Annotated in this window: 18 protein-coding genes; 7 read left to right on the top strand and 11 right to left on the bottom strand. The window is 61.0% G+C overall.

What is annotated here, in order from left to right; all coding sequences use genetic code 11:
* Positions 1-225: 225 nt before the first annotated feature.
* Positions 226-498 carry a hypothetical protein gene (locus ACLEJQ_RS19630; RefSeq protein WP_440797627.1) on the top strand — a complete coding sequence of 91 codons (273 nt, stop codon included), beginning with the start codon at positions 226-228 and terminating at the stop codon, positions 496-498.
* A gap of 246 nt (positions 499-744) precedes the next feature.
* Here ACLEJQ_RS19630 and ACLEJQ_RS19625 read toward each other — a convergent pair whose 3' ends face one another.
* On the bottom strand, positions 745-2,091 hold the full coding sequence (locus ACLEJQ_RS19625; protein ID WP_440797625.1) for a DEAD/DEAH box helicase: 1,347 nt from the start codon (positions 2,089-2,091) through the stop codon (positions 745-747).
* Between the two features lie 193 nt (positions 2,092-2,284).
* Between ACLEJQ_RS19625 and ACLEJQ_RS19620 the strand changes: the two genes are divergently transcribed.
* Entirely contained in the window at positions 2,285-3,583 is a 1,299-nt protein-coding gene (locus ACLEJQ_RS19620; protein WP_440797623.1) for a mechanosensitive ion channel family protein, read from the top strand.
* A gap of 109 nt (positions 3,584-3,692) precedes the next feature.
* On the opposite strand, the gene ACLEJQ_RS19615 is transcribed toward ACLEJQ_RS19620, so the two are convergent.
* The 3 genes from ACLEJQ_RS19615 to ACLEJQ_RS19605 form a co-directional block, all read right to left on the bottom strand.
* Positions 3,693-4,559, bottom strand: a complete 867-nt coding sequence (locus ACLEJQ_RS19615) for a carboxylate/amino acid/amine transporter (protein ID WP_440797621.1) — start codon at positions 4,557-4,559, stop codon at positions 3,693-3,695.
* Between the two features lie 439 nt (positions 4,560-4,998).
* Positions 4,999-5,598 carry an FMN-dependent NADH-azoreductase gene (locus ACLEJQ_RS19610; RefSeq protein ID WP_440797619.1) on the bottom strand — a complete coding sequence of 200 codons (600 nt, stop codon included), beginning with the start codon at positions 5,596-5,598 and terminating at the stop codon, positions 4,999-5,001.
* 149 nt (positions 5,599-5,747) lie between these two features.
* Positions 5,748-6,062: a 3-phosphoglycerate kinase gene (locus ACLEJQ_RS19605; protein ID WP_440797617.1), complete on the bottom strand. Its 315-nt coding sequence runs from the start codon at positions 6,060-6,062 to the stop codon at positions 5,748-5,750.
* 50 nt (positions 6,063-6,112) lie between these two features.
* On the opposite strand from ACLEJQ_RS19605, the gene ACLEJQ_RS19600 reads away from it, so the two are divergent.
* From ACLEJQ_RS19600 to ACLEJQ_RS19585, 4 genes are all read left to right on the top strand, one after another.
* Positions 6,113-7,036, top strand: coding sequence for a LysR family transcriptional regulator (locus tag ACLEJQ_RS19600; protein WP_440797615.1), 924 nt, complete (start codon positions 6,113-6,115; stop codon positions 7,034-7,036).
* Positions 7,037-7,050: 14 nt separating this feature from the next.
* Positions 7,051-7,854, top strand: a complete 804-nt coding sequence (locus ACLEJQ_RS19595) for an alpha/beta fold hydrolase (RefSeq protein WP_440797613.1) — start codon at positions 7,051-7,053, stop codon at positions 7,852-7,854.
* A 3-nt stretch (positions 7,855-7,857) separates the two neighbouring features.
* Positions 7,858-8,421 (top strand): peptidylprolyl isomerase, encoded by a 564-nt coding sequence (locus ACLEJQ_RS19590; protein WP_440797611.1) that lies wholly within the window; start codon positions 7,858-7,860, stop codon positions 8,419-8,421.
* A gap of 83 nt (positions 8,422-8,504) precedes the next feature.
* Positions 8,505-10,337, top strand: a complete 1,833-nt coding sequence (locus ACLEJQ_RS19585; protein WP_440797609.1) for an ABC transporter ATP-binding protein — start codon at positions 8,505-8,507, stop codon at positions 10,335-10,337.
* Between the two features lie 165 nt (positions 10,338-10,502).
* Here the strand turns inward: ACLEJQ_RS19585 and ACLEJQ_RS19580 are convergent, their stop codons facing one another.
* From ACLEJQ_RS19580 to aceK, 6 genes are all read right to left on the bottom strand, one after another.
* Positions 10,503-11,627 (bottom strand): GNAT family N-acetyltransferase, encoded by a 1,125-nt coding sequence (locus tag ACLEJQ_RS19580; protein ID WP_440797607.1) that lies wholly within the window; start codon positions 11,625-11,627, stop codon positions 10,503-10,505.
* Positions 11,628-11,717: 90 nt separating this feature from the next.
* Positions 11,718-12,812, bottom strand: coding sequence for an RHS repeat-associated core domain-containing protein (locus ACLEJQ_RS19575; protein ID WP_440797605.1), 1,095 nt, complete (start codon positions 12,810-12,812; stop codon positions 11,718-11,720).
* A 195-nt stretch (positions 12,813-13,007) separates the two neighbouring features.
* On the bottom strand, positions 13,008-14,318 hold the full coding sequence (locus ACLEJQ_RS19570; protein ID WP_440797603.1) for an OprO/OprP family phosphate-selective porin: 1,311 nt from the start codon (positions 14,316-14,318) through the stop codon (positions 13,008-13,010).
* Positions 14,319-14,774: 456 nt separating this feature from the next.
* On the bottom strand, positions 14,775-15,896 hold the full coding sequence (locus tag ACLEJQ_RS19565; RefSeq protein WP_440797601.1) for a beta-ketoacyl-ACP synthase III: 1,122 nt from the start codon (positions 15,894-15,896) through the stop codon (positions 14,775-14,777).
* A 334-nt stretch (positions 15,897-16,230) separates the two neighbouring features.
* Positions 16,231-20,142, bottom strand: coding sequence for an ATP-dependent RNA helicase HrpA (gene hrpA, locus ACLEJQ_RS19560; protein WP_440797600.1), 3,912 nt, complete (start codon positions 20,140-20,142; stop codon positions 16,231-16,233).
* A gap of 126 nt (positions 20,143-20,268) precedes the next feature.
* Positions 20,269-21,978: a bifunctional isocitrate dehydrogenase kinase/phosphatase gene (aceK, locus tag ACLEJQ_RS19555; protein WP_440797598.1), complete on the bottom strand. Its 1,710-nt coding sequence runs from the start codon at positions 21,976-21,978 to the stop codon at positions 20,269-20,271.
* A 129-nt stretch (positions 21,979-22,107) separates the two neighbouring features.
* Here aceK and ACLEJQ_RS19550 point away from each other — a divergent pair, with 129 nt between their 5' ends.
* Positions 22,108-23,016, top strand: coding sequence for a DMT family transporter (locus tag ACLEJQ_RS19550; RefSeq protein ID WP_440797596.1), 909 nt, complete (start codon positions 22,108-22,110; stop codon positions 23,014-23,016).
* Between the two features lie 118 nt (positions 23,017-23,134).
* On the opposite strand, the gene ACLEJQ_RS19545 is transcribed toward ACLEJQ_RS19550, so the two are convergent.
* A complete protein-coding gene (locus ACLEJQ_RS19545; RefSeq protein WP_440797594.1) occupies positions 23,135-23,998 on the bottom strand; it encodes a DMT family transporter in 864 nt (287 codons plus the stop codon).
* Positions 23,999-24,180 lie beyond the last annotated feature (182 nt).

Genomic DNA, 24,180 nt, shown 5'->3' with positions numbered 1-24,180 from the left:
CGTGAAAGTTACCCACAAAACAGGACGGACTTATGACCGCGCTGTATTACGTGGTGTGGATAACAGCCCCTCCCCTCTATAACGGCCAGAAATGTCTCTTCCAGCGACTGGAAGGGTCTTAGAACGCTGCGGGAAACGGACGACAACCAAGCCTCGGTAATGAACTTTCCTCCCTGCATCGACCTCAACCTTTTACCTGCCCAACAAGGAATACGAGGCCCCCCCATGAAAACCCTCATGCAGCTCACCCTCGCCACCGCCCTCGCCAGCGCCCTGCCCGTCTGGGCCTGCACCCCCGAGGAAGCCACCGCCAAGCGTGAACAACTGGCCCAGGAAGTGACCCGGCTCACCCAGCAGAACCCGGCCAAGGCCAAGGAAATGAATGAAGAACTCCAGGCCATGGACCTGGAAACGGCCAGCAAGGAGCTGCCGGACAAGTGCCAGCTGATCGACAAGCGTTTGGAAGAGCTTAAAGACGCCGAGAAAAAGGCAGGTTGATTAACCAAAGCCAGACTCCACCCTGCTTTTGTGGCGAGGGAGCTTGCTCCCGCTGGGGTGCGAAGCGCCCCTTCTGCTCAGGTAAACAACCAATGGAGCTGATGAGCAGGCCGCTATCGTTGGGCCTGCTGCGCAGTCCAGCGGGAGCAAGCTCCCTCGCCACGGGGGCCGCGCGAAGCTTGAGCGTTGGTTTTCATACATAAAAAAACCGGACACAGGTCCGGTTTTTCACAAAGCAGCGCCGGCTCACTCAGCCGCCGGAGCCTCTGGCTTACGGCGTTTGAGCGGGGCCATGCCGTCTTTGCTGACCAGCGATGGCGCGTCGCTTTTCGGACGGTTGGCGGTCTTGCGTTTGGTCGGGGCCTTGGCGGCGGTTTTCTTCTTGTCGCCCTTGGCGTCGACTTTTTTCTTCTTCGCGCCCACGGCCTTGCCCGAGGCCTTGACCTTTTTCGGTCCGCCGTAGGTGCCTTTGACTTCCTTGATGGTACGGCGCTCGAAGCTCTGCTTGAGGTAGCGCTCGATGCTCGACATCAGGTTCCAGTCGCCGTGGCAGATCAGCGAGATCGCCAGGCCATCGTTGCCGGCGCGGCCGGTACGACCGATGCGGTGCACGTATTCGTCGCCGCTGCGGGGCATGTCGAAGTTGATGACCAGGTCCAGGCCTTCCACGTCCAGGCCGCGGGCGGCGACGTCGGTGGCAACCAGGATCTTCACCCCGCCCTGCTTCAGACGATCGATCGCCAGCTTGCGGTCCTTCTGGTCTTTCTCGCCGTGCAGCACGAACGCCTTGTATTCCTGGGCTACCAGGCGCCCGTAGATGCGGTCGGCCATGGCCCGGGTGTTGGTGAAGACGATGGCCTTTTCGTAGGTCTCGTTCGCCAGCAACCAGTTCACGATCTGCTCTTTGTGCTGGTTGTGGTCCGCCGTGATGATCTGCTGGCGGGTGGTGGAGTTCAGTTGGCTGACCGCGTTGAGTTGCAAGTGCTCCGGGTTGTTCAGCACCTTGGCGACCATCTCGCGCAGGCCGGAGCCGCCAGTGGTGGCGGAGAACAGCATGGTCTGCTGGCGGTTGGCGCATTCGTCCACCAGGCGTTGCACGTCTTCGGCAAAGCCCATGTCCAGCATGCGGTCGGCTTCGTCCAGCACCAGCACTTCGACTTCCTTGAGGTCAAGGTTGCCGGCGTTCAGTTGCTCGATCATCCGCCCCGGCGTACCGATCAGGATATCCGGGACCTTGCGCAGCATGGCGGCCTGGACCTTGAAATCTTCGCCACCGGTGATCAGGCCGGACTTGATGAAGGTGAACTGCGAAAAGCGCTCCACTTCCTTCAAGGTCTGCTGGGCCAGTTCACGGGTTGGCAGCAGGATCAGGGTCTTGATGCTGACGCGAATCTTGGCCGGGCCGATCAGGCGGTTGAGGATCGGCAGCACGAACGCGGCGGTCTTGCCGCTGCCGGTCTGCGCCGTCACCCGCAGGTCACGCCCCTGGAGCGCGAGCGGAATAGCCGCTGCCTGCACCGGCGTTGGCTCGACAAATTTAAGCTCGGCCACGGCTTTGAGCAGGCGTTCGTGCAGGGCGAATTCGGAAAACACGGGTGCTACCTCGAAGAAATGCAAAAAAACAGCTGCATAGGGTAACGGTTTCGAGCGCGAAGGCCGAGTTTCTTTCTGCAAACGCCGACAATCAGTGGCATTTTTTCAAGCAGTACGCCGCTAACAGTCACCTGGACCGGCTTAAATGCTCTAATCGCGCCGTCGCGTCCTTTATAGAAGAATCGTTTCGTCCATGGATATCAAACAGCTCTGGGTCAACCTCCAAGACCTCTGGGGTGCCTTAGACCAGCACCCGCTCCTGCATTCCAGCCTCGGCCTGTTGCTGCTGCTGACCATCGCCCTGGTGTTCGGGCGCGTGGCGCGCTACCTGATCCTGCACGGCGCCAAGTTGCTGGGCCGCCAGCCCGCCTTGTACTGGATCAACGACCTGCGCCAGAACAAGGTTTTCCATCGCCTGGCGCAGACCACCCCCTCGCTGATCATCCAGTCCGGCCTGCACCTGGTGCCGGAACTGGGCAAGACCAGCCTGGTATTGCTCGGCAATGTTGCCACGGCCTTCACTATTCTGTTCATGGTGCTGGCCATCAGTGCCCTGCTCAGCGCCCTGCTGGATGTCTACGCCCGCACCGAACATGCGCGTACCCGCTCGATCAAGGGCTATGTGCAACTGACGAAAATGGTCCTGTATGTGTTCGGCGCGATCATCATCGTCGCCACACTGATCGACCGTTCGCCACTGTTACTGCTGTCGGGTTTGGGTGCGATGTCGGCGGTGATCCTGTTGGTGTACAAGGACACGCTGTTGTCGTTCGTCGCCAGCGTGCAATTGACCAGCAACGACATGCTGCGGGTCGGCGACTGGATCGAGATGCCCCAGGTAGGAGCCGACGGTGACGTGGTGGACATCACCCTGCACACGGTCAAGGTGCAGAATTTCGACAAGACCATCGTCTCGATTCCCACCTGGCGGCTGATGTCCGAATCGTTCAAGAACTGGCGCGGCATGCAGCAATCCGGCGGGCGACGGATCAAGCGCAGCCTGTTCATCGACGCCAGCGGCGTGCGATTTCTGCACGATGAGGAAGAACAGCGCCTGACTCAGGTGCGCCTGCTGACTGACTACATCAGCCGCAAACAGGCCGAGCTCAAGGCCTGGAACGAGGCCCAGGGCAACGTGGCGGCCATGTCGGCCAACCGTCGGCGGATGACCAACCTGGGCACCTTCCGCGCCTATGCCTTGGCGTACCTGAAGAGCCATCCCGAGATCCAACCGAACATGACCTGCATGGTCCGCCAGTTGCAAACCACGGCCCAGGGCATCCCGCTGGAAATCTACTGCTTCACCGGCACCACGGTGTGGGCCGACTATGAACGGATCCAGGGGGATATCTTCGATTACCTGCTGGCGGTGATGCCGGAGTTCGGGTTGAACCTGTATCAGCAGCCCAGTGGCACGGACCTGCGCTCGGGTTTGCTGCCAGCGGTGCTGGGGGCAAGCCACCTGCCGGAGCCACAGAAGCAGGTGGTCTAAAGCCAACCACCCCCCCTGTGGGAGCGAACTTGTTCGCGATAGCGGTGTGTCAGAAACATAGATGCTGACTGATGATCGGCTATCGCGAGCAAGCTCGCTCCCACAGTGTTCAGGGTGAAGGCTGAGGCTGGCGCACCCCCAACCGACTGATCCACACCGCCGCCAGAATCACCGTCCCGCCCAGCAGCAATCGCCCCAGTTCCTCATGCTGGTTCCAGATCAGCAGGTTCAACAACAGCCCCACCGGTACGTGCAGGTTGTTCATCACCGCCAGCGTCCCGCCGTTGACCAGGCACGCGCCCTTGTTCCACCAATAGAGCCCGAGCGCGGTGGAGACCAGGCCAAGGAATACCAGCACGCCCCATTGCAGTGGTGCTTCAGGCCAGAAGTCGGATTTGCCGAACAACAGGAAGGCCGGCAACGCCACCGCCAGCGCGCCAAGGTAGAAATAGCCGAATCGCCGGTAATGCGGCAGATCGCTCGGATGGCGTGCTACCAGATGCTTGTACAGCACCTGCCCGGCCGCGTAGGTGAAGTTGGCCAGTTGCAGCAGCAGGAAGCCCATGAAGAAATCCGGATTGATCCGGTCGTAGCGAATCACCGCCGCACCGGCCACGGCCACCAGTGCCGCGATCAGTGCCCAGGGATTGAAGCGACGGTTCAGGGCATCTTCGATCAGGGTCACGTGCAACGGTGTGAGGATGGTGAAAAGCAGCACCTCGGGCACGGTCAGCACCCGGAAGCTCAGGTATAGGCACACGTAGGTGACGCCGAACTGCAACGCGCCTATCAACAACATGCCGCGCATGAACGCCGGCTCGACCTGGCGCCAGCGCGTCAATGGAATGAACACCAGCCCCGCCAGCACCACCCGCACCAGCACCGCAAAGTAACTGTCGACATGCCCGGCCAGGTATTCGCCGATCAGGCTGAAGGAAAATGCCTGGATCAGCGTCACAAAAAGTAGATAGCCCATACGCCCCTCGTTTCGAATGGCGGCGAAGATAGCGGTTTTGAGCTGTGGGGGCGAGTTTGCTTGCGATGACGGTGGGTCAGCCAGCAGATCTGTCACTGACAGATAGCATCGCGAGCAGGCTCGCTCCCACAGGATTGGCGGCGAACGCAAGATCTGCGGGCACCACACTCCCCAATGTGGGAGCGAGCTTGCTCGCGATGGCGGTGCATCAGAGACATAGCGGCTGACTGACACACCGCTATCGCGAGCAAGCTCGCCCACAGGATCATTTCAGCGGCCAGTAAATCGCGGGCAAAAAAAAGCCCGATCTCGCTAAAGCGTTCAATCGGGCTACTGCACTCAGGAGCAACAAGTGCAAAGGGAGGTTCGATGCGCAAAACAGTTTGAAGGGAAGCGCCAGGTCACTAGACCACCTGGCGATTACCGGAGGATTAACGGATCAGGCGACCTGGGACAGTTTGGCGTTGGCCTGATTGATGCCCTTCTCCTGGAAGTCGCCGCCCAGGTTCATGCCTTCGGCGTGGATGAAGGTCACGTCGTGGATACCGATGAAGGCCATGACCTGACGCAGGTAAGGTTCCTGGTGATCGGTGCTGCCGCCGGCATGGATGCCGCCGCGAGCGGTCAGTACGAAGGCGCGCTTGCCGCTCAGCAGGCCTTGGGGGCCGGTCGGGGTGTATTTGAAGGTCACGCCGGCACGCAGCACATGGTCGAGCCAGGCCTTCAAGGTGCTGGGGATGGCGAAGTTGTACATCGGCGCGGCCATGACCAGTACGTCGGCAGCCAGCAGCTCATCGGTCAGTTCGTTGGAGCGTTCCAGCGAAGCGTTTTCGGTGTCGCTGCGTTGTTCGGCGGGCTTCATCCAGCCGCCCAGCAAGTGCGCATCCAGGTGTGGCACCGGATTGATCGCCAGGTCACGGACGCTGATTTCGTCGGTCGGGTGTGCGGCTTTCCACTGGCTGATGAAGGTCTGGGTCAGTTGACGGGAAACCGAGTCTTGCTGGCGGGCACTGCTTTCGATGATCAGAACGCGGGACATGGGATGTAGGCTCCATCTGAGAATGTTGTCAGTCGATGGAGCGAAGGTTAAACGCCGTCGTATCGATGAAAAAGCGCAAATAATTGCTGCAAAGCATCGATAAATTCGTTTATAAGCGGAGCACGCCGTACGCGCTGCTCCGCTGCCGGTTATTTCGGCTGGCAGGTCAACACGATGCGCAGCTTAATGATGTCGCGGTTGAATTTGGCCGTGGCGTTCTTGAACTTGCCGGCAGCGACTTCGATCTTGCGGGTGCGCGGCGCTTCGGGGCCGTTGCGGAACACCACGGTGCAGGCCGCGTCGGTGCTGCCGTAGTTGTTGACCTGGATTGAACCGATGTCGGCATCGGTGTCATAGGCGTTGTAGTCGATGCTCAGGCCATTGAGGTGTTTTTCCACGTCGATCGGGTAGGCAAAGGCAGTCAGCGGCAGCAAGGCCAGTACCGCGCAGCAGATTTTCTTCATTCGGCAGTCTCCACCAGGGGACCCCCAGCTTAGGACAAGAGGAGCTCAATATGAAAGCGCCCCGCGTGACCCTTGATCAATGGCGAACGTTGCAGGCCGTGGTGGACCACGGCGGCTTCGCCCAGGCCGCTGAAGTCTTGCACCGCTCCCAGTCGTCGGTGAGTTACACCGTGGCCCGCATGCAGGATCAGCTCGGCGTGCCGTTGCTGCGTATCGACGGGCGCAAGGCGGTGCTGACCGAAGCCGGCGGCGTACTGCTGCGTCGGTCCCGGCAACTGGTGAAACAGGCCAGCCAACTCGAAGACCTGGCCCATCACATGGAACAGGGCTGGGAGGCGGAAGTACGCCTGGTGGTCGACGCCGCCTATCCCAACGCCCGCCTCGTGCGTGCCTTGACCGCGTTCATGCCGCAAAGCCGCGGTTGCCGGGTACGCCTGCGCGAAGAGGTGTTGTCGGGGGTCGAGGAGGTGCTGCTCGAAGGCGTGGCCGACCTGGCGATCAGCGGCTTCAGCATCCCTGGCTACCTGGGCGCGGAGTTGAGCGACGTGGAATTCGTCGCCGTGGCCCATCCTGAGCATGCCCTGCACCGGCTCAACCGCGAGCTGAACTTCCAGGATCTGGAAAGCCAGTTGCAAGTGGTCATCCGCGACTCCGGTCGCCAGCAACCGCGCGATGTCGGCTGGCTGGGCGCCGAACAGCGCTGGACCGTGGGCAGCCTGGCGACCGCCGCGACCTTCGTCGGCAGCGGCCTGGGTTTCGCCTGGCTGCCCCGGCACATGATCGAGCGAGAACTCAAGGAAGGTCTGCTCAAGCGTCTACCCTTGGAACAGGGAGGCAGCCGAAACTCGACCTTCTATCTGTTTTCGAACAAGGAAAAACCGCTGGGGCCGGCCACGCAGATTCTCGTCGAACTGTTGCGCACCTTCGACACCGCGCCGCTGGATGCGCCGTTCGCCGCTCCTGAACAAGCCTGACAAGGATTTCGCCGATGGCCTATTTCGTCCACGAAGATTGCAGCCTGCACTACGAAGAATATGGCCACGGCGCGCCTCTGGTGCTGGTTCACGGGTTGGGCTCCAGCACCCTGGATTGGGAAAAACAGATCCCTGTGCTGTCCGCCCACTACCGCCTGATCGTGGTGGACGTGCGCGGCCACGGGCGTTCCGACAAGCCCCGCGAGCGCTACAGCATCGAGGGCTTCAGCGAAGACCTGCTGGCGCTGATCGAGCACCTCGACCTGGGCCCGGTGCATCTGGTGGGCTGGTCCATGGGCGGCATGATCTGTTTTCAACTGGCGGTGGATGAACCCCGGCGAGTCAAAAGCCTGTGCATCGTCAACAGCGCCCCTGAAGTCAAAGTCCGCACCCTTGATGATCGCTGGCAATGGTTCAAGCGCTGGAGCCTGATGCGCCTGCTCAGCCTGGAACGCATCGGCAAGGCCCTGGGCGCCAAGTTGTTCCCCAAGCCTGAGCAAAGCGAGTTACGCCTGGAAATGGCCCGGCGCTGGGCAAAGAACGACAAACATGCTTATCTCGCCAGTTTCGACGCCATCGTAGGCTGGGGCGTGCAGGAACGACTGTCGCAGGTCGCCTGTCCAACCCTCGTCATCTGCGCCGATCACGACTACACCCCGGTGGCGCTTAAAGAAGCCTATGTAAAACGGCTACCCAACGCACGGCTGGTGGTCATCACCGATTCACGGCACGCTACGCCGCTGGATCAACCGGAACGCTTCAACCAGACCCTGCTCGACTTTTTGACCGCAACCGACTCCACCACTCAGGACCACTGACCCATGCTGAAAAAGATTGCCCTCGCCGCCGGCACCGTACTGTTTGCCGCCAATCTGATGGCCGCTCAACCTGCCAAGGCACCCCATGTACTGCTGGACACCACCAACGGCCAGATCGAAATCGAACTGGACCCGGTCAAGGCCCCCATCAGTACCAAGAACTTCCTGGACTACGTGGACAGCGGCTTCTACAACGGCACCATCTTCCACCGGGTGATCCCGGGCTTCATGGCCCAGGGCGGTGGTTTCACCCAACAGATGGTGCAGAAAGACACCAAGGCGCCGATCAAGAACGAAGCCAGCAACGGCCTGCATAACGTTCGTGGCACCCTGTCGATGGCGCGCACGTCCAACCCGGACTCGGCCACCAGCCAGTTCTTCATCAACGTAGCCGACAACGCCTTCCTCGATCCGGGCCGTGACGCCGGCTACGCGGTCTTCGCCAAAGTGGTCAAGGGCATGGACGTGGTGGACATCATCGTCAACTCCCAGACCACCACCAAACAAGGCATGCAAAACGTGCCGGTCGACCCTGTGATCATCAAGTCGGCCAAGCGCCTCGACTGACCCCACAGGGCAAGCCTGAGCGGCGACGGCAATCGCGCGCCGCTCACAGCAAAAAAGGAGAGCCCGGCCCGGGCTATTGACCCATGGTTTACCGCCGTTTCGAAACACTGATCGACATCTTCCGCGACGCGCCGACTTCGGCCCCGCCCAACCGCGTCCTGCCCTTCTACACCTATTACCTGAAACAAGTCTGGCCCAGCTTCGCCGTGCTGCTGGTGGTCGGCCTGATCGGTGCAATGATCGAGGTGGCGTTGTTCAGCTACCTGAGCCGCATCATCGACCTGACCCAAGGCACGCCCAACGCCGACTTCTTCAAGATCCACGGCCTCGAACTGGCCTGGATGGCCGTGGTGGCGCTGGTGTTCCGGCCGATCTTCGTGGCCCTGCATGACCTGCTGGTGCACCAGACACTGAGCCCCGGCATGACCAGCCTGATCCGCTGGCAGAACCACAGCTACGTGCTCAAGCAGAGCCTGAACTTCTTCCAGAACGACTTCGCCGGGCGCATCGCCCAGCGGATTATGCAGACCGGCAACTCCCTGCGCGACTCGGCGGTCCAGGCCGTGGACGCGTTGTGGCATGTGCTGATCTACGCCATCAGTTCACTGGTGCTGTTCGCCGAAGCCGACTGGCGCCTGATGATCCCGCTGCTGCTGTGGATTGCCGCATACATCGGCGCACTCTATTACTTCGTGCCCAGGGTCAAGGAACGTTCGGTGGTGTCGTCCGATGCCCGCTCCAAACTCATGGGCCGGATCGTCGATGGCTATACCAACATCACCACTCTGAAACTGTTCGCCCATACCCACTTCGAGCAGCAGTACGCCCGCGAAGCAATCCAGGAACAGACCGAAAAAGCCCAGTTGGCCGGCCGTGTCGTAACCAGCATGGACGTGGTCATCACCAGCATGAACGGCCTGCTGATCGTCGGCACCACCGGTCTTGCGCTGTGGCTGTGGACGCAGTCGCTGATCAGCGTCGGCGCGATTGCCCTGGCCACCGGCCTGGTGATCCGCATCGTCAACATGTCCGGCTGGATCATGTGGGTGGTCAACGGCATCTTCGAAAACATCGGCATGGTCCAGGACGGCCTGGAGACCATCGCCCAGCCGGTCAGCGTCACCGACCGCGACCAGGCCAGGCCCCTGGCGGTAGCCCGTGGCGAGGTGCGCTTCGAGCATGTGGATTTCCACTACGGCAAGAAAAGCGGGGTGATCAGCGACCTTGACCTGACCATCAGGCCCGGCGAGAAAATCGGCCTGATCGGCCCGTCCGGCGCCGGCAAATCGACCCTGGTCAACCTGCTGCTGCGCCTGTACGACGTGCAGGGCGGGCGGATTCTCATCGACGGCCAGAACATTGCCGAAGTCAGCCAGGAAAGCCTGCGCGAACGTATCGGCATGATCACCCAGGACACCTCGCTGCTGCACCGCTCGATTCGCGACAACCTGCTGTACGGCAAGCCCGACGCCACCGATGCGCAACTCTGGGAAGCGGTGCACAAGGCTCGCGCCGATGAGTTCATCCCATTGCTGTCGGACGCTGAAGGCCGCACCGGCTTCGATGCTCACGTGGGGGAACGCGGGGTGAAACTGTCCGGCGGCCAGCGCCAGCGCATCGCGATTGCGCGGGTGCTGCTCAAGGATGCGCCGATCCTGATCATGGACGAAGCGACCTCGGCACTGGACTCGGAAGTCGAAGCCGCGATCCAGGAAAGCCTGGAAACCCTGATGCAAGGCAAGACCGTGATCGCCATCGCCCACCGCCTCTCGACCATCGCCCGGATGGATCGCCTGGTAGTCCTGGAAAACGGTCGCATCGCCGAAACCGGCAGCCACGCCGAGTTGCTGGCCCATGGCGGGTTGTATGCGCGGTTGTGGCAGCATCAGACGGGTGGATTTGTGGGGATTGACTGAGCACACCAACCCCGTGGCGAGGGAGCTTGCTCCCGCTGGGGTGCGAAGCGCCCCCCTGAGATTTAAGCCTCAATGCATGAGTTGAAGGTCAGTTGATTAGGGCTGCTACGCAGCCCAGCGGGAGCAAGCTCCCTCGCCACAAGGTTGCACGCGAGTCAGCAGCTATCAGCACTGCCGATAAGGCAGTGCCGTCCTGGCCTCTTCGGCGTAGGCCAACACCCCTTGCTGCTCGCGAACGAGAAAATCCTCGACCGCCGCCTTCAACCCCGGATGGCGCAAGTAATGCCACGAGCGGGTAATCACCGGCTCGAACCCCCGGATCAATTTGTGCTCGCCCTGGGCGCCGGCATCGAAACGCTGCAAGCCATGGGCAATCGCGTAGTCCATCCCTTGGTAGAAACAGGTCTCGAAGTGCAGGCGGTCAAACTCCGCCAGGCAACCCCAATACCGCCCATAGAAACTGTCGTCCCCCACCAGACTGAACGCCATCGCCACCGACCGTGAACCTTGCTTGGCAAGCACCACGCGAATCGCCTCGGGCATGCGTTCGGCCAGCAGGCTGAAGAACGCCCGCGTCAGATACGGCGCCTGTCGACGCACCGCGTAGGTGTTGGCGTAACAGGCGTAGACAAAATCCCACTGCGCCTCGTCCAGTTGATGACCTTCAAGCCATTCGAACTCGATGCCCTGCCCCGCCACCTGCTCGCGCTCCTTGCGCATCTGCTTGCGCTTGCGCGAACTGAGGGCGTCGAGAAAGTCCTGGAAATCCCGATAACCTCGATTGCGCCAGTGATACTGGCAGCCGATCCGCTGCAGCCAGCCCTCCTGCCCGGCCAGCGCCGTGTCGGTGAACGCATCGGTAAAGTTGATGTGGGCGCTGGAAAGCCCTTCGATTTCCAGATAACCCGGCACGCTGCCCAGCAACGCCAGGCCATCCTCGACCCGCGCCGCCAACAGACGCGGGCCACTGACCGGACTGAACGGCACCGCCGTCAGCAACTTGGGGTAATAGTCGATGCCGGCCCGGGCACAGGCATCGGCCCAGCCGTGGTCGAACACGTACTCGCCGTAGGAATGCCATTTGCGATAACTGGGCAAGGCTGCGAGCAGACGACCGTCTTCGATGTGTAGCAGGTGTTCGCTTTGCCAGCCGGACTGTGGGCCGAGGCTGGCGCTGTCTTCCAAGGAGCTGAGGAAGGCGTGGCGCAGGAATGGCTGATTGGCGGGTACCAGCGCGTCCCACTGCCGAGGCGCGATGGAGGATAGGTTGTTCAGAACGTGAAGCGGCATGAGGATTCCCGAAGTCCAGGCGGCGAATGGGAGAGTATCGCTGATTTGGAGAAGAGGAACGATAAGCGGAAAGATTTTACAGTCTGCTCTTCACTGTCCGGATGGAGCTCTATCAACATTCGCCCCACGAATGTTTTTCATCTCATCCTCTGAAAGTTTAAACTTTTTAAAATATGCCTCTTGTTCCACTCCACTTTTTAATGCCACTCCCCTTCTATAAGCCTCTGCTATTATTTTGAAATCCAAGGCGCTATGCCTGGTAATACCATCCTTACCGTGATTCAATATAGCGAAATCGTATTCCTTACTAGCCAGTAAAGACGCTTGAATAGCGCGCTCATGCTCAACCCGAGCAAATGATCGCTCCAAACGCCTCTTAAACAAATTAGTCACATGATCTGCTTTCCGCGCAACAGCGGTGGTTTCGTAAAATAGCTTTCTTTGTCGGAGAGCCTCAATATCATCACGCGATATAGTTTTAATAGATGCATCCGTCACTTTACTCGCCTTAGTTCTGAGAAAACTGCTGGGTGAGCTTGTAGCACCAGGAAGATAACTAGGCGAATTAGTGGTAACCCGGAAAAACCTTAAAACATCACCTGCAACTGTATGCCCTGTAGGGTCCACACTGTTAACCGGATCCCCCACGCAATACATATACGCATTCACCCCCCCCTTTCCAAACGGGCTCAAATTGTCGGGGCTGTGAAACCTCATCAGCCGGGGGTTGAACACTCGATAACCATTGCCGAGCAAATACCATCCGGTTTGCCTTTCACGCCGCTCGCCGTTGTACCCCAAGTGGCTGCTCGCTAATGCTTCATCGGTACGATGGCCGTAAGGTGAATAAGCGATGCCCTTGAGGCCCCGTTGAGTCAGTTCACCCAGCACACTGTTCTTATCATCGCCCACCAGCAACATAGGCCCGAGATCACCGCCGGTCTGATGCTCGGCGAGCACGACGCCCTCTGCGCGGACAAAGGTCGTGCTGACGGTCCCGCTGACTTCGTTCGCCAACTCATCGTTTCGGTAGAACCGTTGTTCCTTTCCGGCGGATGTAGTGCGTCCGATCAAGCCATCCAGCGCGTCATAGTGGAATCGAGCAGCCGTTTCGGTCGGCCAGTCGCCCTTATTTGAGGCGGGTCCATTGGACCCGGGTTGGCCTTCTTTATCTGATCCCGCCATGGCGACTCTCCACATGAGCCCATTGTGACTGGGGAAAGTAAGCACGCTTTACTGATACGCCGAAACTGTCAGGGTTGACAGGTGACTGCCCATACAGTGCTTCCCCCAAATGCAGCTCAAAAAAACCCCGCCAGAGGCGGGGTTGAAAAAGGAGCGTTAACGGATGAAGTTAAAGCGGTGTATCAGGTACGTGCCTTAGAACACGTACTGGGCGCGCATGACAAAACCATCGCCATCGTCATCGCCGTTGACGTTGGTGACTTTGTCGGTCTTGGCCTTGATGTACGCCGCGGAGATTTTCACCGCTTCGTTGGCGTACCAGTTCACGCCCAGGTTGTGAACCTTGGCTTCGGCATCGCCGACGTCACGGGTGGCGCTGGCGGTGGTGATGTTGTCGTCTTCGACGGTCAGGCTGTCGTAGCGATAGAACACTTCCCAGGCGCCGATGGACTTGTTCTGAGGCTTGATGGCATCGAACTTGCCGACTTTATAGCCACGGGATTCACCGGTGAGGGTGTAAGCGCCCTGGACATAGAAGCCGTGGCCCTTGATGTCTTCGAAACCGTCGGCGTCAGCCTTAGTCTTGCGGGTGATGTATTCGCCCTGGATAGAGGCTGGGCCCATGGCGAAAGCGGCTTCCAGGCCGAACGCGGTGTCGCGGTCGTAGGAGCCGGCCGGCGAGTTGTTGGCGCCGCCCAGTACCGGACGGTTGCCGTTAGGGCCGGCATCGTTGCCGCCGAGGGTTTCCACGCCACGCATGCCCAGGCGGGAGCGATAACGAGCATCGAACACGGTGTCGGAGACGTCACGCGAAGCCACGTTCACACCGAAGTGCAACACGTTGCCGGCGTCGTGCATCGGGGCGAAGACGAAGCGGCCGTTGACCTGCTTGACGCTGTCGCCGTCGGTGTCGTCGGTGTCTTTGCTGAACACACCGGCCGAGGCGTAGAACGAATCGGCGAAAGTGCTGGAGGCTTGCAGGCCCAGGCCGTTCTGGTGGCTGTTGGTCCAGTCGATCAGATCATAAGCGGCGTTACGCTCAGGCGCAGTGACCCACTTGGAGCTGGTGGCTTTTTCCAGGCCGAAGTCGGGGTCGAAACGACCGACCTTGATGGAGACCGGCTTGAAGCCGTTGTAGGCCAGGGACGCTTCGTCGAAGTAGCCGTTATCGGAGTCGCCACTGTTGTGGGACATGTCGTAGTTGATGGTGTAGGCCCAATCCGTGTACAGCACGCCGGACAGTTCCAGGAAGGCGCGGCGGATGTAGGCGGCGTCGGCCGATTTGCCGTTGTCGGTGTAGATCCCGTCGAACTGGCTGTAGTCAGCCTGCAAACGACCGCCAAGCTTGAAGCTGAACTCTTTGTCAGTGGTAGCGACCTCAAGGCCGCCCTTGGTTTTGACCACGATATCGGCGCCGTCGGTGGTGACGGTGCCGGCGAAAGCCTGGGCGGTTACTGCCATTGCCAGTGCGCTGGCGGCAACACCTGCGAAGTGCTTACGGATCATCGAAGAATTCCCCTGTTGGTAGTCTATGCGTTGGAAAACACGCGGAAACGGGCCCGCTGGTGTTGGGAGGGGATCTTGGCGGCAGGTTGTGTCAGGCAAGTTGCCATCAGATAAAGATTTTATGACAGGGGAACTTTTTACTTCGAAAGTGAATAACGGCAAACGCCGAAACCCTGTGGGAGCGAGCCTGTTCGCGATAGAGGTGAGTCAGTTAACAGATTTGCCACTGACATACCGCTATCGCGAGCAGGCTCGCTCCCACAGGGGTTTTGTACAGGCTGATAGATGGGGAGAGGCCTGATGCTGCTTTTGTGGCGAGGGAGCTTGCTCCCGCTCGGTTGCGCAGCGACCGCACGATCTGGGGGGCTGCTTCGCCCGAGGCGTCGGACCGACCCAGCGGGAGCAAGCTCCCTCGCCACAGAAACTCCACTTGCCACAGAGGGTGGCAGGGCTGGATCAGCGCTTGCGCAAAATCACGCTGCCAATCGAATACCCGGCGCCGAACGAACTGAGGACCGCGACCGAGCCGCTGGGCAGGTCGTCCTGGTATTTGTGGAAGGCGATCACCGAGCCGGCCGAGCTGGTGTTGGCGTAGCGGTCGAGGATCACCGGCGCTTCTTCTTCGGTGGCTTCGCGGCCCAGCAGCTTGCGCACGATCAGCTGGTTCATGCTCAGGTTGGCCTGGTGCAGCCAGAAGCGCTTCACATCGGCGACGTTCAGCTGGTTTTCCTCCAGGTGGGCACCGATCAGCTCGGCGACCATCGGGCAGACGTCGCGGAACACCTTGCGGCCTTCCTGGACGAACAGCTTGTCACGGCTGCCGACGCCCTCTTCTGCGGCGCGGTTGAGGAAGCCGAAGTTGTTGCGGATGTTGTTGGAGAACTTGGTAAGCAACTTGGTGCTGACCACGTCGAACTGGTACGACGAGGTCGCCTGGTCGGCCCGTTCGATGATCACGGCCGTGGCCGCATCGCCGAAGATGAAGTGGCTGTCGCGGTCGCGGAAGTTCAGGTGACCGGTACAGACCTCCGGGTTGACCATCAGGATCGCCCGCGCCTGGCCCAGTTGCACGCTGTTGGCTGCCGCCTGGATGCCGAAGGTCGCTGAAGAACAGGCCACGTTCATGTCGAAACCGAAACCTTCGATGCCCAAAGCTTCCTGGACTTCGATGGCAATGGCCGGGTACGGACGCTGCAAGTTGGAACAGGCGACGATCACCCCATCGATGTCGGCCGCCGTGCGACCGGCGCGCTCAAGAGCCTGTCTGGCGGCAGCCACGGCCATTTCGCAGAGGACCGACCATTCTTCGTTGGAGCGCTCGGGCAGGCGCGGGGTCATGCGTTGCGGGTCGAGGATACCGTCCTTGTCCATGACAAAGCGGCTCTTGATGCCGGAGGCTTTTTCGATGAACGCCGCGTTGGATTCGGTCAGCGCCTGGACTTCGCCGCGCTCGATGGCCTCGGCGTTGTCGGCGTTGAACTGCGCGACGTAGGTGTTGAAAGAGTGCACCAGCTCTTCGTTGGAGATGCTGTTGGCCGGGGTGTACAGGCCGGTGCCGCTGATGACGACGTTATGCATGGTCGTGTCTCTGATCTGTTCAGGCAGAAAGCATTGGCACCGACGTACCAATACGCAAAGGGTCTTTTCCCATCCAGGGAAGGCAGACCTGGCATCGCTTTATTCCGATCCGCCCGTGGCATTGAAGCTCAAAACCACAGGGCCGGCATTTATAGGCGCGAAGTTTGCCATAAACGCTGGGGTTTGGCCCATGGTCCGTCAATCCAGACACAAATCCCCTGTGGGAGCGAGCTTGCTCGCGATAATGGAGTGTCAGTCACCACATCTGTCACTGACACACCGCTATCGCGAGCAGGCTCGCTCCCACAGGGGCCAGGGGGTCATCTGGATCTGATCAAGGCTCCACCTGCCCCCACTGCTTGCTCAAACGCTTATCCGAAATCGGCACCTTGGTTCCCAACTGCTGGGCAAACAGCGAGACCCGGTATTCTTCCAGCCACCAACGGTACAGTTCCAGTTGCGGATCGCGCTTGCCTTCCTGGGCGTGTTTGCTGGCGCGGGCCTGGTATTGCGTCCAGAGGTTCGACAGCTCACCACTCCAGACCCGGTCCTTCTGCACCTGACTGCCGAGTTTTTCGAAGCGCTGCTCGATGGCCTTGAGGTAGCGCGGCAGTTCCTTGAGCCATTGATGTGGGGTTTCGCGCACGAAGCCCGGGTACACCAAGTGGTTGAGCTGCTGCTTGATGTCGTTGAGCGCCACGGCCTGGGCCAGGTCGATCTTGCCCTTGAAGCGTTTTTGCAGGCCGTGCCAGAGCTTGAGGATGTCCAGGGTCAGCTTCGCCAGACGCTCGGCGTGCTCGGTCCAGCCGCCGCGCTTGCGCTCGGCCAGGGACGCCAGCGCAGCGCCGTCGCGGGGCAGGCTCGCCTCGCCGTCCAGCACGCAGCTGTCGAGGCTCGCCAGCAGGATGTCTTCCACCAGGCTGTCGATGCGGCCCAGCTCGCGGTACAGCAGGCCCAGCTCGGTCAACCCTGGCAGCTTGCCGCGCAGGAACTTGGCGGACTCGGCCAGTTGCTGCATCAACAGGCGTTGCAAGGCGCGGCGATGCTGGAATTCGGCCTCGGCCGGGGTCGGGAAACGGCCTTCCTTGACCACGCCGCCCTCTTCCACCAGCGCCGGATACACCGTCATCGACAGACCGGCGATCTTCTGTTGGGTTTTTTCCGCCACTGGCGCAAAGATCTTCGCCTCTACCGGCGCCTGGCTCTTGGCTGTCTGCGGCACGGCCAGCGCAGCCTGGCTGGCCTCGGCAAAGCGCGCCGTCAGCTCGGCCAGGTCACGGCCTTCGCCGAGGAATTTGCCCTGGCCGTCGACGATTTCCAGGTTCATGCGCAAATGGCTTTCGACCTGCTGCGCGGCTTCGGCCCAGGCTTCGTCACTGACCCGCGCCCCGGTCATGCGCAACAGCTCACGCCCCAGGGACTGTGGCAAAGAGCCTTCGGCAAAAGTAATGCGTTGCAACGCGGCCTTGACGAAATCCGGCACCGGCACGAAGTTCTTGCGCAGGGCCTTGGGCAAGTTGCGCACCAAGGCAATGCACTTGGCCTCGATCATCCCCGGCACCAGCCATTCCAGGCGCTCCGGCGGCAGCATCGGCAACAGCGGCGCCGGCACTCGCAGGGTCACGCCGTCGCGGGGATGGTTGGGTTCGAAGTGGTAGCTCAGGGGTAAGGTCAAATCGCCGACGCGCAAGGTGTCCGGGTAATGCGCGGCGGTGACCTCATTGGCCTCGCGGGCCAGCACGTCTTCTTCGCGCATGATCAGCAGTTGCGGGTCTTTCTGGCTGTTGATGCGGTACCAGCTGTCGAAGGTTGCGGTCTGGTGGATCTCCGCCGGCAGGCGCGCATCGTAGAACGCAAACAGGGTTTCTTCGTCCGCCAGGATGTCGCGACGACGGGCCTTGGCTTCCAGTTCGTCGAGCTGCTCCAGCAGCCGGGTATTGGCCCCCAGGCATTTGGCTCGGGACTGGATCTCGCCGCGCACCAGCGCCTCGCGGATGAACAGCTCCCGCGACACCGCTGGGTCTACCGGACCGTAATGCACCGGCCGACGACCGACCACGATCAGCCCGAACAGGGTGATCTGTTCATAGGCCACCACCTGTCCACGCTTCTTTTCCCAATGGGGTTCGAAGTGATTCTTCTTGATCAGGTGCCCGGCCAGCGGCTCGATCCAGTCCGGCTCGATCTTGGCGACCATGCGCGCATACAGCTTGGTGGTTTCCACCAGCTCGGCGGTCATCAGCCATTGCGGCCGCTTCTTGCCCAGGCCCGATGACGGGTGGACCCAGAACCGGCGCTGCCGGGCACCGAGGTAATCGCCCTCTTCGGTTTTCTGGCCGATCTGGCTGAGCAGGCCCGAGAGCACCGCCTTGTGCAGTTTCGGGTAATCCGCCGGTTCCTTGTTGAGACTCAGCTGCATGTCGCGACAGATCAGGCTCAACTGGCGATGGGAATCACGCCACTCGCGCAGGCGCAAGTAGTTGAGGAAATTCTTGCGACACCAATTGCGCAAGGGGTTGGCGGTCAACGCTTGGCGCTGCTCCTCGAAACCACGCCACAGATTGACCAGCCCGGCGAAATCCGAATCGGCGTCTTTCCATTGGGCGTGGGCTTGGTCGGCGGCTTGCTGGCGCTCGGGTGGGCGCTCGCGCGGATCCTGGATCGACATGGCGCTGGCGACGATCAGCACTTCCTGGAGGCTGCCCAGTTTCGCCGCTTCCAAGAGCATGCGGCCCATGCGCGGGTCCACCGGCAGGCGCGCCAACTGCCGACCGAGCGGGGTCAACTGGCCGTTGCGATCCACCGCCGAGAGCTCTTGCAGCAGGTTGAAACCGTCACTGATGGCCTTGCCATCCGGCGGCTCGATGAACGGGAAGTCGGTAATCTCGCCCAGGCGCAGGTGCAGCATCTGCAGGATCACCGCCGCCAGGTTGGTGCGCAGGATCTCGGGGTCGGTGAACTCCGGCCGGCCGAGGAAATCCTCCTCGCTGTACAACCGCACACAGATCCCCGGCTCGACCCGCCCACAGCGCCCTTTGCGCTGGTTGGCGCTGGCCTGGGAAATGGCTTCGATGGGCAGGCGCTGGACCTTGGCCCGGTAGCTGTAGCGGCTGATGCGTGCGGTGCCGCTGTCGATCACGTAGCGAATGCCCGGCACGGTCAGCGAGGTTTCGGCGACGTTGGTCGCCAGCACCACGCGACGGCCCGGATGGGACTGGAAAATCCGCTGTTGTTCGGCCGGCGACAAACGCGCATACAACGGCATGATCTCGGTGTGCTTGAGCTGGGCCTTGCGCAGCATTTCCGCCGCGTCGCGAATCTCCCGCTCGCCTGGCAGGAACACCAGCACATCGCCCGGACTGCGCCGCTCGCTGCGCTCATGGGCGGCGATCTCATCGAGGGCGGCGAGGATCGCCTGGTCGACGGTCAGGTCATCTTCGACCCGGTTGCCTTCTTCGTCCTGCTCCAGGGTCAGCGGCCGATACCAGGTTTCCACCGGGAAGGTGCGGCCGGAGACTTCGACAATCGGCGCGTCATCGAAGTGTCTGGAGAAGCGCTCCAGGTCAATGGTCGCCGATGTGATGATGACTTTCAGGTCCGGGCGGCGCGGCAGCAGCGTCTTGAGATAACCCAGCAGGAAATCGATGTTGAGGCTGCGTTCGTGGGCTTCGTCGACGATGATCGTGTCGTAGCGTTCCAGGTAACGGTCGTTCTGGGTCTCGGCCAGCAGGATGCCGTCGGTCATCAGCTTGATCAGGGTATTGGCATCGCTCTGGTCCTCGAACCGCACCTGATATCCCACCAGCGCGCCCAAGGGCGTCGCCAGTTCCTCGGCGACGCGACTGGCCACGCTGCGGGCGGCGATCCGACGGGGTTGGGTGTGGCCGATCAAGCCATGCTGGCCGCGCCCGATTTCCAGGCAGATCTTCGGCAACTGGGTGGTTTTACCCGAACCGGTTTCACCGGCGATGATCAACACCTGATGCTTGAGCAGCGCTTGCTTGATTTCATCGCGCTTGGCGGCAATCGGCAGATTGTCGTCATAGCGAATCAGCGGCAGGCTCGCTTTACGCGCCAGCACCTGATCGCACGACGCCTGCATGCGCGCCACCCACTGGGCGAGCTTGGCCTCGTCGGGTTTCTTGCGCAGCTCGAGCAACTGGCGCCGCAACCGATGACGGTCGGCGAGCATGGCGTGGTCGAGGTTTTTCAGCAGCTTGTCGAGAGCGGGGGCTTGGTCAGTCATCAGGTACGCAAGGGAGATAAGGAGCAGCGGCAAGTTTCAAGCTGCAAGCTGCAAGTTGCAAGCTGCGTTGGCCGGAAACTCGAAACTTGCCGCTTGAAGCTTGAAGCTTGAAGCTTGAAGCTGCTTCTATCCCTTGCGCCGATAAGGGAAGACATCGATCACCTTCCCTGCGCGGATCGCCTCTTGCAATCCTTTCCAGTAATCGGCGTTGTACAGCTCGCCGTGGAGTTGATCGAACAGCTTGCGTTGCCCGGCGTCGGCGAACAGGAACGGCGGGAATTCCTCGGGAAACACATCCAGCGGCCCGATGGAGTACCAGGGCTCGGAGGCCATTTCGTCTTCCGGGGTGCGAGGCTGAGGGATGTGGCGGAAGTTGGCTTCGGTCAGGAAGCAGATTTCATCGTAATCGTAGAACACCACGCGGCCATGGCGGGTCACGCCGAAGTTCTTGAGCAGCATGTCGCCGGGGAAGATATTGGCCGCCGCCAGTTGCTTGATGGCCAGGCCATAGTCCTCCAGCGCCTCGCGCACCTGGGCTTCGTTGGCGTTTTCCAGGTAGAGGTTCAGCGGGGTCATGCGCCGCTCGGTCCAGCAGTGGCGGATCAGCACCGTGTCGCCTTGCACCGAGACCGTGGACGGCGCCACTTCCAGCAGTTCCTCAAGACACGCCGGCTCGAACTTGCTCAGTGGGAAACGGAAATCGGCGAACTCCTGGGTATCGGCCATGCGTCCGACCCGGTCGACACTCTTCACCAGGCGGTACTTCTCGATCACCGTGGCCCGGTCGACATTCTTCGACGGCGAGAAACGGTCCTTGATGATCTTGAACACGGTGTTGAACCCCGGCAGGGTGAACACGCTCATGACCATGCCGCGCACGCCCGGTGCCATGATGAATCGATCGTCGGTGTTCGCCAGGTGATTGATCAGCGCCCGGTAGAATTCCGACTTGCCATGCTTGTAAAAACCGATGGACGTGTACAGCTCGGCGACGTGCTTGCCCGGCAGGATGCGCTTGAGAAAGCCAATGAATTCCGCCGGCACCGGCACGTCCACCATGAAGTACGAGCGGGTGAACGAGAAAATGATCGAGACCTGCGCCTCATCGGTGATCAGCGCGTCGATCTGGATGCCCCGACCCTCGCGGTGCAACAACGGAATCACCAACGGCCATTGGTCATCGTGGGTGTAGATCCGGCCCACCAGGTAGGCGCCTTTGTTGCGATAGAGTACCGAGGAGAACAGTTCCACGGTCAGCTCCGGGTCCTTGCAGACCCAGTCCGGCAGGTTCTCGCGCAACTGCGCTTCAAGACGCTGCAAGTCACCCGGCAGATCGGCGTAGTCTTTGCTGAAACGGTAGTCGGCAAAGATCTGCCCGAGCATCCGATCGAGCTGGCCATGGGGCTTGTAGGTGCGGGTCTGGGCGGCACGGGCCCGGCGCAGGCTGGGCCGGGTGGTGTGGATGAACATGGTGCCGTCGCTGATCAGGTCATGGCTGAACAGCCCGCAGAAAATTGAGTTGTACCAGGTCTCCGAGAGCTCATCGTCGAAACGCAGGTCGATCAGGCTGATGTACGCGCTCTTGACCAACGGCCAGCAGCCGACATCCATCAGCGCCTCGTCGTCGAATGCCTGGCGCAGGCGGGCCACGGTTTCGAAGACCTTTTCTTCGTACAGATTGATCCGCGCCGCCGACGCCGCCTGCGCTTCCTGCCACTGGGCCTGCTCGAACCGGGCGCGGGCGCCGTCGGTAATCTGCCGAAAATGCTCGCGATAATCGTCGAAACCGTCGAGGATCGAACGGGCGATAGCGGTGGCGGGCCATGGCTGCGGCATAGGAGTAACCTCGGCGGGTCGTGCTTGTTATTGGCGACTGAGCTTAGAGGCCAATCACGCGGCAACGCAACCATTGCCATCGGTATCGGGGGCGGCGACACTGGCCGGCCCTCCAGCAAGGAATGCCCCGTGAACCCCGTCGACTTCCTGCGTCTGCTGTCCCTGGCCGCCATCTGGGGCGCGAGCTTCCTGTTCATGCGCATCATCGCCCCGGTCATTGGCACGATTCCCACCGCGTTTTTCAGGGTGTCCATCGCCTTTGTCGGGCTGCTGGTGATCCTGGCCCTGATGCGCATCGACTTCAATTTTCGCGGCAAGCTGAAAGTGGTGATGGCGCTGGGCCTGATCAACTCCGGCATTCCGGCCACGTTCTACTCGGTGGCGGCCCAGGTGCTGCCGGCCGGCTACTCGGCGATTTTCAACGCGACGACACCGCTCATGGGCGTGCTGATCGGCGGGTTGTTCTTCAGCGAAAAACTCACCGCGGCCAAGCTCAGTGGCGTGTTTCTCGGACTGCTCGGTGTCGGCATCCTGACCGGCGCCGGCCCGGTGGCCTTCGACCTGCAACTGCTGATGGGCGCCCTCGCCTGCTTGGTCGCCACCGCCTGCTACGGCTTCGCCGGTTTCCTCACCCGTCGCTGGCTCGATCATCAAGGAGGGTTGGACAGCCGTCTCTCGACCCTGGGTAGCATGTTCGGCGCCACGGTGTTCTTGCTGCCGCTGTTCGGCTACAGCGTCATCAGCCAGCCACCGGCCAGCTGGGGCGGCTGGAGTGTCTGGTGGTCGCTGCTGGGGTTGGGGCTGGTGTGCACGGCGTTGGCCTACATTCTTTACTTCCGCCTGCTCAGTTCCATCGGCCCGGTGAAGTCGATGACCGTGACCTTTCTGATTCCGCCATTCGGCGTGTTGTGGGGGGCTTTGCTGCTGGATGAGCCGCTGGGGATGGCGCATTTGTATGGCGGGGTGTTGATAGCGGCGGCGTTGTGGTTGGTGCTGAAGCCTGGGGCGGTGAAGCCGGCTGAGGGGACTGGTCGGTAGGTCATCGCTGCGGCTGAAAATGCCATCGCGAGCAGGCTCGCTCCCACAGGGGTCAGGTGATCCTTGTGGGAGCGAGCTTGCTCGCGATAGCGGTCCTACGGCACCGACGATCTATCGATCAGCCGCTTTTACGAAACACAAATACCAGCCCGACGATGATCAGCAGCATACCCAGCCAGCTCAACAGTGCCAGCCGGTTGCCGAACACCAGGTAATCCATGACCGCCGTCACTGCCGGCACCAGATAGAACAGGCTGGTGACGTTCACCAGGTTGCCCCGTGCAATCAACCGGTACAGCAGCAACGTCGCCAGCACCGATACCACCAGCCCCATCCACAATACCGGCACGATGAAGCCGGCGTTGCTCTCGAAATGCAATGGCTGGAAAGGCGCGAACACGGCGCACAGTAAAAGCCCGGCCAGATACTGCACCGGCAGCGTGCCGAGGGGATTATCGGTAATGCGTTTCTGCATGATCGAACCTGCGGTCATGGACACCAGTGCCAGCAACCCGCACAGCATTCCCGTCAAGGACATCCCAGCCAACCCGATGCCCTGGTAGACCACCATGACCAACCCGACCAGCCCGAGCGCCAGGCCGAACAGACGCTGCCAGGAACGCTGACGTTCCATGAGCACCACGGTGAGGATCGGTTGCACGCCCATCAGGGTCGCCATCACGCCGGGGGTGACGTTCATCTGCAGGGCCAACAGATAGAAAATCTGATAGGCCCCCAACAGCACTAACCCCGTGATCGTGGCATAGATCATCGGCTTGCCGGCCTTGGGCAGCTTGAACCTGAACACCGGGATCAAGAGCACCAAGGCACACAGTGCGATGGCAAACCGCATCAGCAGAAAAGCAAAAGGCGAAGCGTGGGCCAGGCCCAGTTTGGAAAAGATTGCCCCGCTGCTCCACAGCAGGACGAACAGGCTCGTGGAGGCCGCCGCCAATAAGGCGTTCTTGGATAGGGAAAACATGAATACCACCTGTAGTCAGGCAAAAGCCAACTCAGCCGAGGCTGAAGTCCAGTCGTTTTTTTCAGGCAGGCACAGGGGATGGCAACCGTTGCCGATCAGCCCTGAACGCCAACACCCGGCGGTGATACGACGCCGTATACCGGGCTACTGACAGGTGGAGGGTATTGACCGATCTGCACAGG

This window comes from Pseudomonas sp. SMV71 (assembly GCF_052042015.1).
Classification (GTDB): Bacteria; Pseudomonadota; Gammaproteobacteria; order Pseudomonadales; family Pseudomonadaceae; genus Aquipseudomonas.
This window is presented reverse-complemented; position numbering and strand designations above follow the sequence as displayed.

Bases quoted from the DNA above. Each gene is read 5' to 3' on its own strand.
- ACLEJQ_RS19630 (WP_440797627.1), top strand. From the start codon at position 226: ATGAAAACCCTCATGCAGCTCACCCTCGCCACCGCCCTCGCCAGCGCC.
- ACLEJQ_RS19620 (WP_440797623.1), top strand. From the start codon at position 2,285: ATGGATATCAAACAGCTCTGGGTCAACCTCCAAGACCTCTGGGGTGCC.
- ACLEJQ_RS19615 (WP_440797621.1), bottom strand. From the start codon at position 4,559: ATGGGCTATCTACTTTTTGTGACGCTGATCCAGGCATTTTCCTTCAGC.
- ACLEJQ_RS19610 (WP_440797619.1), bottom strand. From the start codon at position 5,598: ATGTCCCGCGTTCTGATCATCGAAAGCAGTGCCCGCCAGCAAGACTCG.
- ACLEJQ_RS19605 (WP_440797617.1), bottom strand. From the start codon at position 6,062: ATGAAGAAAATCTGCTGCGCGGTACTGGCCTTGCTGCCGCTGACTGCC.
- ACLEJQ_RS19600 (WP_440797615.1), top strand. From the start codon at position 6,113: ATGAAAGCGCCCCGCGTGACCCTTGATCAATGGCGAACGTTGCAGGCC.
- ACLEJQ_RS19595 (WP_440797613.1), top strand. From the start codon at position 7,051: ATGGCCTATTTCGTCCACGAAGATTGCAGCCTGCACTACGAAGAATAT.
- ACLEJQ_RS19590 (WP_440797611.1), top strand. From the start codon at position 7,858: ATGCTGAAAAAGATTGCCCTCGCCGCCGGCACCGTACTGTTTGCCGCC.
- ACLEJQ_RS19585 (WP_440797609.1), top strand. From the start codon at position 8,505: ATGGTTTACCGCCGTTTCGAAACACTGATCGACATCTTCCGCGACGCG.
- ACLEJQ_RS19580 (WP_440797607.1), bottom strand. From the start codon at position 11,627: ATGCCGCTTCACGTTCTGAACAACCTATCCTCCATCGCGCCTCGGCAG.
- ACLEJQ_RS19575 (WP_440797605.1), bottom strand. From the start codon at position 12,812: ATGGCGGGATCAGATAAAGAAGGCCAACCCGGGTCCAATGGACCCGCC.
- ACLEJQ_RS19570 (WP_440797603.1), bottom strand. From the start codon at position 14,318: ATGATCCGTAAGCACTTCGCAGGTGTTGCCGCCAGCGCACTGGCAATG.
- ACLEJQ_RS19565 (WP_440797601.1), bottom strand. From the start codon at position 15,896: ATGCATAACGTCGTCATCAGCGGCACCGGCCTGTACACCCCGGCCAAC.
- hrpA (WP_440797600.1), bottom strand. From the start codon at position 20,142: ATGACTGACCAAGCCCCCGCTCTCGACAAGCTGCTGAAAAACCTCGAC.
- aceK (WP_440797598.1), bottom strand. From the start codon at position 21,978: ATGCCGCAGCCATGGCCCGCCACCGCTATCGCCCGTTCGATCCTCGAC.
- ACLEJQ_RS19545 (WP_440797594.1), bottom strand. From the start codon at position 23,998: ATGTTTTCCCTATCCAAGAACGCCTTATTGGCGGCGGCCTCCACGAGC.